This is a genomic window from Candidatus Leptofilum sp., from assembly GCF_965223285.1.
Lineage (GTDB): Bacteria > Chloroflexota > Anaerolineae > Promineifilales > Promineifilaceae > Leptofilum.
The window spans coordinates 1,995,524-2,008,594 of the sequence record NZ_OZ244997.1 but is presented as its reverse complement, the minus strand read 5'-3'; the positions used below and the strand labels follow the sequence as shown (position 1 = coordinate 2,008,594).

Below are 13,071 nucleotides of genomic sequence, written 5' to 3'. Positions count from 1 at the left end.
TGGGAAGTAGTATTATTTATTGCACTGCTTTTTGACGAACACGACGGTGTCGGCAGCGAAACTTGGGGTAGGAACGGCAATACAGCTGATTTGTAGCAGTAAATTACCTGATTAATACCAAATGTGCCGCAGTGCTAAACCAGGTTAAGATTTGAAGTATGAAAATTTTGAACGCAGCACATTTACAAAGATTCATCGACGAAGCTGGTATTGAAGCCAAAATTTTGTTTCTTGAGGTCGATACCCCCACGGTACAGGCTGCGGCCGTTGCCCTCAACGTCGCGCCGGAGAAAATTGTCAAGTCGGTGCTGTTTGTGGCAGATGGGGAGCCTGTCATGTGATTGCCAGCGGATTGGCGCGGTTGGATCGCAAGGCGTTGGCCGACTTTTTGGGCGTGTCGCGGCGGCGGGTGAAGACTGCTAGTGCGGAACAGGTGCTGGCGTACACGGGCTACGTGGCTGGGTCGGTGCCGCCCTTTGGCTACAGGCAGCCCATCGAGACTGTGGTGGAAACGGCCGTCCTCCAACAAGATCAAATCTACGGCGGTGGTGGGGAAATTCACGCGCTCATGCAGTTAACGGTGGCTGAGTTGCAAAAAGTGGTGGGGGAACGAACGGCCGTTTTACAAGAAACCTAGAATCACTCGCCATAACCGAATACCGATTACTAACTTTAGGGCAATATGTGCGGGGTGGGGATGTTTGGTTGCGCAAGGGCACTTTCTGTGGCTACCGGCAGCGTAAACCAGAAATATCCACCCTGGTTGGGGAGCGTTTCTGCGCCGACCTCACCCCCCAGCCGCTCGACAATGCGCTGCACAATCGAAAGCCCTAGCCCGTAGCCGCTATCTTGGCGCAGGTTCAATTGGGTAAAGGGCACAAATAACTGTTCACGGGCTTCCGGAGCGATGCCAATCCCATTGTCCTGAATCCAAAATTTGATCATGTCGTTGGCAACGGCCGTTGCGCCCAGTGTCAACTTAGGCGGATGCCCCCCGTATTTGATGCCATTGCTCAGATAGTTAACCCAAATTTCTTCAACCCAGGGTGCATAACCCATGGCCACCGGCCATACCTCCGGCAGCGTCACCGTGACGCCATATTGCCGATTGAGATGCGCCAACCGCTGCCGCGCTTCATCTACAATGATCGACATTTCCAGCGGAGCGATGGGCACCTCCATTTCTCGCACGCCAGCCAGCAGCAGCAGCGCGTCGATGATGCTGGCCATTTTGTGGCCACTTTGCTGGATGATTTCCAAATACTTCTGCCGGTCAGTCGGTGGTAAATCCTCAAATCGGCTGGTCATCGTTTCAGCTAGGCCCACCATGTGGCTGATTGGCATTTTGAGATCGTGGGCGACGGTGTGGGCGAAGGCGTCTAGCTCCTCGTTGCGCTGCTGCAAATCGGCAGTGCGCTGCGCGACGCGGTCTTCCAATTCATCATTTGCTAGCTGCACTTCGCGGTACAAACGGCCGTTTTGAATCGCCATCACTGCCTGGTCGGCAATGGCTTGCAGCTCAACCAAATCAGCCTCAGAAATTGGCTCTGCTTCACCAATGGCTCCAATGGCTAACAAGCCAAGCAGCTCTCCCTGGTAGGCCAGCGGGGCGTAGGCCAGCGAATGGATATTGGCAGCTTCAAGCCGGGTGGCATCGGGCCAATCCGGGGCTGCCTGGATTGGCTCTAGCAGCAGCGGTTGGGTTCGGGTGGCAAAAGTTGGTTCGTGGGCAGGTGGCAACGGCGATTCGACCTGCTTTATCGCCGTAATTTGGCCCACACCGTGTCTTAAACTATATGTTTGTGTGGTGGTATCCAGGGTGAAAACGGCCGTAAATGAACAATCCAGAGCCGTCATCGTTTCCTGGCAAACCACAGCCAGCGTTTGCTCCAGCTCAATGTTGGCACTGAGTTCAGCGGCAATGTGGGCCAACGTTTCAGCTTGGTTCCGGGCTTTGCGTTCACTTTTTAGCAGGTGGCTGTAGCTGAGCGTGCGTGCCGTCTGCGCCGTGAGCAGCGAGAGTAAATCCAAATCATCATCTACAAACAAGGGTGTTTGGCGACAGAGCACGATGAGCAAACCGTAGGGGTTTACAGGTGTGGCAATGGGAATGGTGAGCAGTCCTTTGGCGTTGACGATACGGATAAGCTCAAGGCCAATTTGCCCCAGATCGCCCGGTGTGGTGGCAAAAAAGGGGCCACGCTCTAGCCACAGTTGTCCTAAACGGTTGGCGGTGGCGGGAATTGTGATGTTTCCTAACTCAGGCAAGTTTTCTGGCGGGGTGATGTGTAGCTGTTGATCTTCCGGGTCTAGCATGGCGGCAACGGCCGTAATGCTATCCACACTGCGATGGGCGGCCAAACAGAGGTATTGCACCACGCGGTCCAGTTCCATATCGGCGTATTGGGCTGGTACGTGGTGCAAAAATTGATTGAGTTCCCGAAGCTGCCAATATTTCCGCAGCCAGCGGGGTGGGGCAAACCCCAGGTAAAATGCGCCGCCAGCAATCAGCGTGAGGCTGGTGGGGAGCAGGCTAAAAGTTGTATTGGCGGCAAAAAATTGGCGGAAGGGCAAAAAGGTAACAATGGCCAGCAGCAGCGTGAGAATGCCCAATGCGACTAAAATAAGCCGCCAACGGGAGACACCACTGTTGGCACGGGCGGCCTGGAAAAACGCAACCACGGCAAAGCCTTCAACGCCAATAAAGTAGGCCAATACAAAGAGGGCCAACAGATTCGTTTGGCTGACGAGCAGCAAAATCGCTCCAGAAATAACCATCCCCAGCAGGGCAAGGCGGAGGATGTACGGCCGTATCTGACGAAAATGTTGCACCACGCGCAGCAGCAAAAAGGGGTGAGCAACTACTGCCAGTGTCGAAAGTGCCTGACCAAGGGGTTCTAAAGTTCTATACCAGTTAGGTGGGGTAAGGGCCAGTGAGATAGACAACATTACCAGGGCGATGTCCAGGCGCACACGGTTGCGGAACTGCGCCAGCGCAGCCAGGGCCAACAGGGTTAATCCCCAGAAGAAAAGTTGAATGAGCAGAGTCAAGGTCGCTTCGGACATGCCAGTCACATTATAAACAAAAATGGCGGCAAGCGTCAGCCAGTTTCAGGCGATATTCCCTCACCCTTCACGAAAATTCGATTTACGCTGACTTACTTTTACGCGGGGCGTGGACTCATTTGAGATTGCGCTCGATGGTGAGTTCGGGGTATGGCGATGGTTGGGTTAGCACGTCAGACGGCCGTTCCCGCACGTATTGGTCAAAAAAGGCAAGCAGATATTTGCTTTGGATGGTCAGGCTATAGGTACTGTCGATGCTGCCAGACAGCCCTAACTGCGGCGTGAGGGGGGAAAGCAGCGCCAGATCGGTGAAGTCGTAATGCTGCGTGTCGTCCAATACCAAATTGTAGCCGTCGGCAGTGAGGTTGTTGAAGATGGCTTGCCCGCGCGCCTGGTTGTCTGGCCCTAGCCAGCGCGGGGCACTGATGAACATGAATGGCTGGCTTGGCCCCTGTGTCATCACGGTGTCGTCCACGGGCAGTAGCCAGCTATCTAGCCCCACGCCTGCTCGGCAGCGGCTGTCTTGCAGACAAAACTGCATCGTCGCGCCGCCGCCTGTGGAATGGCCAAAAATGCCCACCTGGTCTAGGTTGAGACGGCCGTTCAGCAGATGGCCCGCCTCGTCATTCCAAACCGCCATTGTATCCAGCAAAAAGCCAATGTCGTTGGCCCAGATGTTAACCAGCGGATTGCCCTCCACCGGGTTCGACGATCCGCTAGGGAAAATGCGCGAGGGTTTATACACAAAAACACGGCCGTCTGGGAAGATGGTGATGGCGTTTGCGTAGCTGTGTTCAATGGCCGCTACCACGTAACCGTGGCTCACCAACTCACGCACCATCGTCGTATTTTGCATCCGAATGCCCGTTAATCCATGCGAAAAGATAATCACTGGGTACGGAGCCGCATCACCGGCGGCAGGTACATCCAGCCAAATGTCCAAATCTGTCAGGTTCACGTGGCTTACCAAAAAAGCGGGCAGGCCAAACTGCTCGGCGATGACTGGCCCGGCAATTTCCAGATCGGGCAGGTAGGTTGCCGTTTCGCCATCACGATTGGCGGCAGGGTACCAAACTTGCACCACCAACTCTCGATTATCGTCGGGGTCTTCCGTGTAGTTTTCCAGCCGATTTTCATCAACTAGAAAAGTGGTGAAGGTGCCGATGGCGTAGGGGCCGGTAGGGTCTGGTAGGAACGGCACTGGCATGGCGACCGGCAACGCGACCGCTACCAGCCAAATCAGCAGTCCCAGCAAGGCACCCAGCCAGGCCAGGCGCAGTGGCTTAGAAGTGGCATCGCGCCAGCGCAGTGCCAAGAGGAAGAATACGGCCGTTAAGCCATATGCGGGAATCATTTGCCAACGGTACCCTTCAAAAGCGAGGTGCAGCGCGGCAAACAGGGTGGCCAGCCCCGGCAAAATGAGCAGCCAATGCGGCCGTTTGCGGCTGAATAGCAGCCAAAGCAAGATGAACAGTAGGACAATGAGGAGCAGAATTTCAAATGTTCGCATATAAGAAGTTTGTAGAGAAATTAAATCGGTTTCTTTTAACGAACCAGCAAAAATGACCCATTTTTGGTATGGGACAACATCCTGAAGCACTAGCCAATTATCAAATTGTCATGCTGAACGGAGTGAAGTATCCCTACCTAGTTGAATGGGATTCTTCATTTCGCTTTGCTCCATTCAAAATGGCAAGATAGTCAGTTAGATTTTTAGCACCAGCTTGCCAGCGACATCCCCGGCTTCCAACCGCTTGAGGGCAGTAACCCCTTCGCTGAGCGGGTACACGGTGTCGATGACGGGATTGAGACGGCCGTCGAAAATTAGATTCATCACCGTTTCATAATCTGCTGAGGTGCCCATCGTGCTGCCGATGATGCTGAGATGCTTGCCAAAAAGTAGCCGGTTATCAATCTCGAATTTGGGGCCGCTGGTGTTGCCTACGGTGAGCAGCCGCCCCCCTTTTTTGAGAGCACGCAGCGATTTGTGGTAGGTGGCAGCACCGACATTATCAACCACAATGTCCACGCCGCGTCGGTTGGTTGCCTTGAATATCGCCTTGCCCCAATCCTCTTTCTTCCGGTTGATGAGTACGTCGGCTCCCAGCGATTCTGCCATGGCCAGCTTTTCATCCGTCGAGCCAACGGCATAGATGCGGCCAGCCCCGGCTAGTTTAGCAATCTGGATGGCGGCGGTATTCACGCCGCCCCCGGCACCCACTACCAGCACCGATTCGCCTGCCTGCAAGCCGCCACGGGTTATGAGCGAGTGCCAAGCCGTCACGTAGACGAGCGAAGCAGCAGCCGCCGCTTCAAAGCTGGCATGATCGGGCATTTTGAGCAAGTTACGGGCCGGAACGGCCGCATACTCTGCAAAAAAGCCGTCTACATGCTCCCCCAAAATGGCAAAATGGTCGCTCATGTTGTCCAGCCCACGCCGCCCAAAATAGTCGGAATCGCTGCCGAGGCTAGGGTTGATGGCAACGCGATCTCCCTCATTGAACTCGATAACATTGCTGCCGACTTGGGCCACCACGCCCGCGCCGTCGCTGCCCATAATGTGAGGTAGCTTAAGATTTAGGCCGGGCCAGCCTGCTAGCACCCACAAATCGAGCCGGTTGAGCGCGGCCGCTTTAACGCTGACTAACACCTCATCTGCCCCAAATTCTGGTTCTGGTACGTCTGTGTGTTGCACATTTTCTAGTAAACCGTGTTCGTAAAAAACAATAGCTTTCATGGGAAATCCCTTGCATTGAGCGGCGGAGTAAGCATCCTCAGATGCGCCTCTTGTTATGCCGTTCGCATCTGAGGATACTCACTCCTCGATTTTTGGGTTGAAGTTATCTAATCGTCCCAAACTTCGTCGAGGTTGTCTTTGTAATAATCCAGCGGGTCGGCGTAATCAAGAATATTTTGATCGTTGGTGGTTTTCAGCAGCAGATCGAGCAGTAGGCTCACGGCTTCATCCTCACGGCCGTCGCTGTAGTAGGCCAGAGCTAAAAAGACGTTGCCGCTGTTGTTGTCGGGATACTGTTTGACCGCTTTTTCTAACGTTTCAACTGCTTCTTCAAAGTTGCCCACGTTGCGGTGGCTGCTGCCCAGGCAGACAAGGCATTCCTGCAAATCGTCACCATCTAACCCTTGGGCAATGGCTTTTTGGTAGTAGGGGATGGCATCTTTTTCTTCGCCCAACACGTCGTAAGAGCCGCCAACTTCGTATAGCACCAGCGGATTGTTGGGATGCTCGGCCAGTAATTCAAGCAGCAGTTCTTGTGAGGCTTCCAGGTTGTCGTCGCGACGCAGCTTTTTGGCGCGGGCGATGGTTTCTTCAATCACGGTTCTTCTCCTAAATTAGCCACAGAGGGCACAGAGGAAAAAAGGAATCTGTGCCAGGGCAGATTGGTTTGTGATTGAATGATAGCAAGGGTAGGTAAACTGGCAACCTGAATCTTGTCGGTTTACGGCCGTTTTGGTATGGTCACAGTTGGCATCGTGGGATGGATTTTTGGCCGCGAATTGCACGAATAAAATTTGCAAAGCAAATGTGAGGAGCCGTCTGATGGCAAGAGCAGTGGTAAAGCGAGTGAGTGGTCGGTTGTTGTGGGAAAATGAGGCGAAGCGGAACGGCCGTACTGCCCTACTTCTTACGGATTCCCAACCGGACCGGGATGCGGTCAATTTACTCTATTTGCGCTTTGCCTTTGTGATCATGGGCACGGAAGCACCGCTGTATCCCCGCTTTTTGATTGACGATTGGGGGGGCGAGGTGCGGGGCACGGCCGTTTACCAATGGGTGAAGGAAAATGGGAATCAGTTCCCCCGTGCCGAGATTTTTGGCTTTGATGGACAAGGGAATGACGTCCAATTTTTTGTGCGGGAATTAGAACTGTATGCCAAGCTGCCCTGCACTGCCTACCCAGATCGCGACGTGCCGTTGGCAGAAGGTGTTCCTGTTCACGCCATCCTCTTGCCAGATGAGTCCGTAACGGAGCCCAATAAAATAAAACGGCCGTCTGGGTTGAAACGGCCGTTATCTGCTGCGCGGGTCTCCTGGTGGCGGGTGCCAACCACCCTTGCACAATTTGATTTTGGTCAGCTTGAGGACATTGCCACCTACTAGATTTCCTTGACGGACAAAATAATCGGAACACGGCCGTTTTTCACAAAGTAAATGCGGTACGGTTGATTTTCTTGTAGTGCTGCCATCTGTTGAGCGGTTTCCAGTTGGTACGTTTTTCGCCCAATTTTGAAGAAGTAGGCAGTTCCTAAACGTCGATCTGGCGTTTTTATCTCCTTAGACCAGGTTTGCACACTGCCTTCCATGACGCTAATTCGGCCCTGAGCCAAATCTCGCCCTGCCAAATAATCCCGTGCCAGTGCCAGCAAGAAGAGCCCTCCAAAACCCCCAGAAAACCCTATTAAAAACGGCCGTGCAGTTTCTATTCCCGGCGCGTCTAGCAGCATAGCGATGGCAAAAAAGGCAACGGCCGTTACCCCCAAAGCGATGGCTGCTGCCCGCTGCCCACAGCCACGCACCTGCTGGTATTGTTGCACCCGTTTAACCTGGGCACCTGTCAAAATGCCAGACCGATTTTTAGCCAAGACATCTGCGTTAAATGAAAATGCCTCGAAGAGTGTTGGGATATTTGCTGAATTGGACATCTGTAATTATTTATAACTTTCGCAAAATCGTATTCAGGACTGGCAGTCCTGGCAGCAACTAAATCGAACACCCATATCGAGGACTGCCAGTCCAGCCGGCGAAAGTTCTATTATTTGATAATAACTTCGACAATCGGACGACGACCTGTTTCTGCATACAAAAAGCGGCTGAGTGCATCTTCAATCTTTTTGTTTAGATTTCTTCCCTGGCCATCAAACTGCTTCACGGTGCGTTCGATGGTTGTTTTGGCATCGTCAATCAGCCCGTTTTCATCCCGCCGATCAATAAATCCGCGCGAGAAAATGTCTGGTTGACCGACCATTTTGCCGGTACTGTCCAGACCCACAACGGCAAAAAAGAGGCCGCTTTGCGCCAATTTGTCGCGATCGCGCAGCACTGGCCAATCAATTTCACCCACGCTGTCACCATCCACAAAGATGTAGCCGCCGCGCATCCGGGGTAGTACCTCAAGCGAATCGGCCGTTATTTCAATGGGGGTGCCGTTTTCGATGACGGCGATATTATCTGCCGGAATGCCTAGCTCTTGGGCCATGACGGCGTGTTGCTTCAGATGGCGCAGTTCGCCATGCACGGGCACCAAGAATTTGGGGCGCACTAGATTGATAAGCAGCTTCATCTCTTCCTGGCTAGCGTGGCCCGAAACGTGAACATCAGCCACGTTTTCGTATAGCACATTGGCGCCGCGCCGGAATAGCTGGTTGATGGTGCGGTGCACTGGCTCCTCGTTGCCGGGAATGGTGTGAGCGGAAAGCACGACCGTGTCGCTATCTTCAATTTGCAGACGATTGTGGTTGCCTCTTGCTAGCCGCCCCATCACTGCCGATGGCTCACCTTGCGACCCGGTGGCCATGATGACGACCCGGTGCGCCGGTAAAGAGGAGATGTCGCTAATGTCAATGAGGGTTGCTTCATCAACGTTCAGGTAGCCTAGCTCCATCGCCATTTTGGTGTTGTCGCGCATGGAACGGCCAGTGATGGCCAGGTAACGCTCATACTTTTTGGCCGTGTCGGCTACCAACTGAATGCGGGAAATGAGTGAGGCAAAGCTGGCAACGATAATACGCCCTGGTGCGTCGCGGAACATATCCTCAAAGGCGACTTCGATCTCTTTTTCAGACTTGGTCCAACCGGGACGGTCTGCATTGGTGCTGTCGGCCAGCAGGCACAGCACGCCTCGCTGTGAAAATTCCGCCAGCTTGGCAAAGTCCGGTGGCCAGCCATCAGCGGGTGTGTGGTCAAATTTGTAATCTCCGGTGTGGACGATGAGTCCGGCAGGGGTGGTGATGCCAAAGCCGACACAATCCGGGATGCTGTGCGCCACGTGGAATGGTTCTACGGTGAAATATTGGCCCACCGTGAAGGCATCGCCTGCTTCAATGGTAATCAGTTCCACGTCTTTCTTTAAGCCGGCTCGCCGCATTTTTACGTCAATGAGTCCGCTGGTAAGTGGCGTGGCGTAGATAGGCGCATCAATGTGGCGCATGACGTGCGGCAAGGCACCCACGTGATCTTCATGTCCGTGAGTGATAAGGACAGCCACAATGTTGTCTAGCTTGTCCATTAAATATTGGTAATCTGGAATAATGGCATCTACCCCCAGCATATCGTTTTGGGGAAACATGATGCCCGCGTCGATGATCATGATTTCATCTTCGTATTCAATGGCAGTCATGTTTTTGCCAATTTCCCCGCATCCGCCCAGTGGGGTGATGCGAATTTTGTTGCTCATAAAACCTCCGAAAGTGACGAGGAAGTTTGTTTCCTCGATTATGTTAACTTAAAAAGATCAAACGCTTTGCGCTTGCAAATTTTGTTGGTAAACGGCCGTTCACTCCACAGCAATGTCGCGACGGCCGTTCATGTTGTAAAGAACCAGTTGTGGATAAATTAAAATGTGTAAACGTGAGGCAAAACAGGTGCTTACGAGTACAACGGGGCTATTATACACGGAGTAGAAACCAAACGAGAAATATCAGCAGCGTTTGGACAAGTCCCAGGGCAAGCGTGTATGCCCAGAGGGCGGGGCGGTTTACCGTTCGGGAGATTGCCTGTTGTCCATCGGCAACCACCAGAGGTGTTTTGTTGGTTTGGGCATATTTTTGGGGCGCAACGGCCGTACTGCCCGCATATTTAATGATCGCCACAGAAATATTGTCCTCGCCGCCGCGCTCATTGGCACGGTTGATAAGGATGTCTGTAGCTTGGTCAGGCTCGTTTTCAGCCATCACCAGCGCAATTTCTTCATCCAGCACGTGCCGGGTTAGGCCATCGGAGCAAAGCAGCAGCATATCGTCGGGTTCCAGCGTTTGCTCAAACAGATCAATCTGTGGGGAGCGTTCCGAGCCGAGGCTATACAGGATGACATTGCGGCGGGGGTGAAACAGTGCCTCTTCTTCGGTAATGGCCCCTTCTTCCACCAGCTTGGCTACCAGGCTTTGGTCTTTGGTAATTTGCTGAATACGGCCGTTGCGCCACAAATAGCCCCGACTGTCCCCCACGTTGCTGATGTAAGCGTGATTTTCTTGCAAAACGGCCGCAACCATCGTGGTGGCCATGCGGCTATTGTCGTTCCGTTCTAGCACAAATTGTCGCAGCTCAGAATTGGCCGCGTGCATGGCGTTGAGCAACCGCTTGCCCCAATTCGTTTCATTTTCATGAGCCAAATAATGATCGATCGTTTGCTGCGAGGTCATCTCGCTAGCAACTTCCCCTGCATCTGCGCCACCTACACCATCGGCAACAATGTAAAGCCAACCATGTTTCTGTTCTTCTTCTAAATTGCTGGGTTCCCAATGAAAGACAAAATCTTCGTTGTGGTCACGGACTTGGCCCGTGTCGGTGCGGAGAACGGCCGTTATTTGGTCTAAATTGCTCATGTTGCAGACTATAACCCACTCGACACAAAAGAATCAAGGAGGACTTCTGTTCCAGAGGGAAAACGTAGGGAATTTTTAATTGGCCACAGAGAACACAGAGATAAAAGAGGAAATTCTCATGCACCTCTTTGCCCTCTGTGGCAAAAATCATCGGCCAGTGCCGAGGCGGAAGTATTCTTCGGTGCGCGTGTCGATAAGCAGCGCGGCTTCTTCTGCCGAGATGTCGCCATAGAAGGCGCGTTCGATCTCTTCACTAGCCGTGCTTTCAATCTCTTCCCAGGTGCTGATGATGGGCACCAGGCGCAATGATTCGGCCGTATCTAGCCAAACGCGGCTGCGGGCTGGTCGCTGGTTGGGGTCCAAAAACACTTCTGATTCAGCCACGCTGATGAGGGATGGGACGGTACGGCCGCTTCCAGCAATAATGGCTTGTCCTGTGGGCGAATTGGCAAACTCGACGAACGTCCAGGCGGCATCCTTGTTTTCTGTCGTGCCAGAGAGGCAGTAAGCGTCACTGTGCAGCACCCCCGCCACCTCTCCATTGCGCGGCAGTGGGGCCACGTCCCACACAAACGCTTCAATTTCGCGATAAGTGGGTGTGCCTCGACGACTGTTGAGGAACATTGCCGTGCTGCCACCGATGAAGCGGCTCTCGCTGTCCTGCGCGGCTTCCTCCACCCGATCCGGCACGACGCCGTGTACCTGCCGCAAATCCACAAACCATTGCAGTGCGGCCTGCGACGGTGGGCGGGTAAGCGTGAGCCGGGTAGGGAACTGTTCATTGTTGGCAATGGGGCCGCCATTTTGCCACACAAACGGTGCTAATCGGTAGAGCGAGGGGTCGACACCGAGGCCATACTGGTCAATGGTGCCGTCGTTATCAAAATCTTGGGTGAGGGTAACGGCCGTTTTTACAAAATCTTCCCACGTCCAATCATCTGCCGGGTAAACCACGCCCGCCGTATCGAACGTATCTTGGTTGTAATATACCACCAGGCTAGAGATATTTTGCGGGATGCAGGTGATTTCATTGTTCCATGTAAACGCATCAATTGTGATTGGATAAAAATCTTCTGGCTGGATGAGATCGCTTTGAGCTAAATAAGGGCCAACGGGTTCTAGCAATCCGTTGGCAACAAACGCTCCATACCGCCGGTAGTTCATCAAGGTCACGTCTGGCGGCGAACCGGCGGCAAACTCGGTGGCCAGCCGGTCACGATAATCGCGGGGCGAGGGAATATGCGTCAGTTCGATGGCAATGTCTGGATGCGCTTCTTCGAAGGCGGCGACTAAATTAAGATAGGCACGGCGTTCAGCCGGATCGCCAAATACCATGAAGCTGACGGTTTCTTGAGAGCCAGAGCAGCTAACAAGTAGCAAAGCTAGTATGAAAATAAAAGGTGACCGTGACCATCGGCGTTGACTTTGTGTCATCATGGATGTTTTCTCACTTTTATTCATCTATTTGGTGGTGAGAGGGAGGAAAATTTGGTTGCTAAAATGGTCGCTTTTGTACAGGGTGATGCTGTCGATGAGGCTGCCTGTGCGGCTGTAGAAGCTAAAGCTCAGGCAAGTTGGCGACGCTTCTAAGCGCATTGCACCATAATCCAGATTATACCGTACGGCCGAACCCTCAATCGGGTTGCCCAGACTGTAAATGCTGCGGCCGCCTAGCCCATTGACAAAGTAAAGGATGCCATCTTGGTGAATGCGTTCGTAAGTGTGGTCGTGCCCAGCCAGAACGGCCGTTGCTCCCCAATCTGCAAACGGCCACTGTAAATCGGCCGTAGAGCCATGCACGCTGGAGGAGGAGTAAGGGGGATGGTGCAGGATGATTAACTTCCAAGGGGCGGTGCTGGCAATCAATTGGGTTTGCAGCCAGGTGGCTTGGGTAGAAGTTGCGGTACGGCCGTCTGGCTCTTTGGGGTCGCTATCCAGGGCAAACAGATGCACAGGGCCAAGCTGGACGTCGTAATATCGTTCGTTGCCGGGTAGGGTGAAATAATCCAGATAAGGTTGCAGCGTGCCGGTGTTCCAATCGTGATTGCCTGGTGAAGGATAGAACCGGTTTTCCACGGAACCCGGGCCGTAGCTGCCACTGTAGTTGCCAATGTATTGCTGGTAATATTGGCCGATATTCTCGTCAATGGTGCTGGCTTCGCCGTCAGGGTAATTGTTGTCGCCAGTCGTGAGAACATAATCCACATTCCAGCTATGCACTAAGTTGGCAACGTCGGCTTCAGCCTGCCCGGTATCGCCATAGTCACCAATTACTGCAAAGCTGGTTGTGCCTGTGCAGGCAATGCTACCCGCCTCTACGCTATCTATGTGATACACCTTGTTAGGCAAACGCCAGTTGATAAAAAGAATTAAGATAGTAACGGCCGTTCCCAGCACCAACCCACTTAAAAGATACCGACGGTTTATTCGCATCATTGTTCTCAC

The 13,071-nt window shown here is 53.2% G+C and carries 12 protein-coding genes; 3 read left to right on the top strand and 9 right to left on the bottom strand.

Going from position 1 to position 13,071, the window contains the following annotated elements:
• Positions 1-158 precede the first annotated feature (158 nt).
• Both ACOQPU_RS09320 and ACOQPU_RS09315 read left to right on the top strand, forming a co-directional pair.
• The gene (locus ACOQPU_RS09320) at positions 159-341 is read left to right on the top strand and encodes a hypothetical protein (protein ID WP_420644843.1); all 183 of its coding nucleotides are present in this window, start codon (positions 159-161) and stop codon (positions 339-341) included.
• Positions 338-637, top strand: coding sequence for an aminoacyl-tRNA deacylase (locus ACOQPU_RS09315; RefSeq protein ID WP_420644842.1), 300 nt, complete (start codon positions 338-340; stop codon positions 635-637). The genes ACOQPU_RS09320 and ACOQPU_RS09315 overlap by 4 nt, the downstream gene beginning before the upstream one ends.
• Positions 638-672: 35 nt before the next feature.
• Here ACOQPU_RS09315 and ACOQPU_RS09310 read toward each other — a convergent pair whose 3' ends face one another.
• The 4 genes from ACOQPU_RS09310 to ACOQPU_RS09295 all read right to left on the bottom strand — a co-directional run bounded on the left by ACOQPU_RS09310 (position 673) and on the right by ACOQPU_RS09295 (position 6,402).
• Positions 673-3,066 (bottom strand): sensor histidine kinase, encoded by a 2,394-nt coding sequence (locus ACOQPU_RS09310; protein ID WP_420644841.1) that lies wholly within the window; start codon positions 3,064-3,066, stop codon positions 673-675.
• Between the two features lie 115 nt (positions 3,067-3,181).
• Positions 3,182-4,576 (bottom strand): alpha/beta hydrolase family protein, encoded by a 1,395-nt coding sequence (locus ACOQPU_RS09305; protein ID WP_420644840.1) that lies wholly within the window; start codon positions 4,574-4,576, stop codon positions 3,182-3,184.
• A 195-nt stretch (positions 4,577-4,771) separates the two neighbouring features.
• A complete protein-coding gene (locus ACOQPU_RS09300; protein ID WP_420644839.1) occupies positions 4,772-5,803 on the bottom strand; it encodes a zinc-binding dehydrogenase in 1,032 nt (343 codons plus the stop codon).
• A 107-nt stretch (positions 5,804-5,910) separates the two neighbouring features.
• Complete coding sequence (locus ACOQPU_RS09295; protein WP_420644838.1) at positions 5,911-6,402, bottom strand: tetratricopeptide repeat protein; 492 nt, start codon at positions 6,400-6,402, stop codon at positions 5,911-5,913.
• 223 nt (positions 6,403-6,625) lie between these two features.
• On the opposite strand from ACOQPU_RS09295, the gene ACOQPU_RS09290 reads away from it, so the two are divergent.
• Entirely contained in the window at positions 6,626-7,186 is a 561-nt protein-coding gene (locus ACOQPU_RS09290; protein ID WP_420644837.1) for a hypothetical protein, read from the top strand.
• On the opposite strand, the gene ACOQPU_RS09285 is transcribed toward ACOQPU_RS09290, so the two are convergent.
• The 5 genes from ACOQPU_RS09285 to ACOQPU_RS09265 all read right to left on the bottom strand — a co-directional run bounded on the left by ACOQPU_RS09285 (position 7,183) and on the right by ACOQPU_RS09265 (position 13,062).
• Positions 7,183-7,728, bottom strand: coding sequence for a hypothetical protein (locus ACOQPU_RS09285; protein ID WP_420644836.1), 546 nt, complete (start codon positions 7,726-7,728; stop codon positions 7,183-7,185). The genes ACOQPU_RS09290 and ACOQPU_RS09285 overlap by 4 nt on opposite strands.
• Positions 7,729-7,838: 110 nt before the next feature.
• The gene (locus tag ACOQPU_RS09280; RefSeq protein ID WP_420644835.1) at positions 7,839-9,479 is read right to left on the bottom strand and encodes a ribonuclease J; all 1,641 of its coding nucleotides are present in this window, start codon (positions 9,477-9,479) and stop codon (positions 7,839-7,841) included.
• Positions 9,480-9,690: 211 nt separating this feature from the next.
• Positions 9,691-10,626 carry a Stp1/IreP family PP2C-type Ser/Thr phosphatase gene (locus ACOQPU_RS09275; RefSeq protein ID WP_420644834.1) on the bottom strand — a complete coding sequence of 312 codons (936 nt, stop codon included), beginning with the start codon at positions 10,624-10,626 and terminating at the stop codon, positions 9,691-9,693.
• 147 nt (positions 10,627-10,773) lie between these two features.
• Entirely contained in the window at positions 10,774-12,063 is a 1,290-nt protein-coding gene (locus ACOQPU_RS09270; protein ID WP_420644833.1) for an ABC transporter substrate-binding protein, read from the bottom strand.
• 24 nt (positions 12,064-12,087) lie between these two features.
• A complete protein-coding gene (locus ACOQPU_RS09265) occupies positions 12,088-13,062 on the bottom strand; it encodes a metallophosphoesterase family protein (protein ID WP_420644832.1) in 975 nt (324 codons plus the stop codon).
• Positions 13,063-13,071 lie beyond the last annotated feature (9 nt).

Bases quoted from the DNA above. Each gene is read 5' to 3' on its own strand.
- ACOQPU_RS09320 (WP_420644843.1), top strand. From the start codon at position 159: ATGAAAATTTTGAACGCAGCACATTTACAAAGATTCATCGACGAAGCT.
- ACOQPU_RS09275 (WP_420644834.1), bottom strand. From the start codon at position 10,626: ATGAGCAATTTAGACCAAATAACGGCCGTTCTCCGCACCGACACGGGC.
- ACOQPU_RS09280 (WP_420644835.1), bottom strand. From the start codon at position 9,479: ATGAGCAACAAAATTCGCATCACCCCACTGGGCGGATGCGGGGAAATT.
- ACOQPU_RS09270 (WP_420644833.1), bottom strand. From the start codon at position 12,063: ATGATGACACAAAGTCAACGCCGATGGTCACGGTCACCTTTTATTTTC.
- ACOQPU_RS09285 (WP_420644836.1), bottom strand. From the start codon at position 7,728: ATGTCCAATTCAGCAAATATCCCAACACTCTTCGAGGCATTTTCATTT.
- ACOQPU_RS09290 (WP_420644837.1), top strand. From the start codon at position 6,626: ATGGCAAGAGCAGTGGTAAAGCGAGTGAGTGGTCGGTTGTTGTGGGAA.
- ACOQPU_RS09305 (WP_420644840.1), bottom strand. From the start codon at position 4,576: ATGCGAACATTTGAAATTCTGCTCCTCATTGTCCTACTGTTCATCTTG.
- ACOQPU_RS09265 (WP_420644832.1), bottom strand. From the start codon at position 13,062: ATGATGCGAATAAACCGTCGGTATCTTTTAAGTGGGTTGGTGCTGGGA.
- ACOQPU_RS09310 (WP_420644841.1), bottom strand. From the start codon at position 3,066: ATGTCCGAAGCGACCTTGACTCTGCTCATTCAACTTTTCTTCTGGGGA.
- ACOQPU_RS09300 (WP_420644839.1), bottom strand. From the start codon at position 5,803: ATGAAAGCTATTGTTTTTTACGAACACGGTTTACTAGAAAATGTGCAA.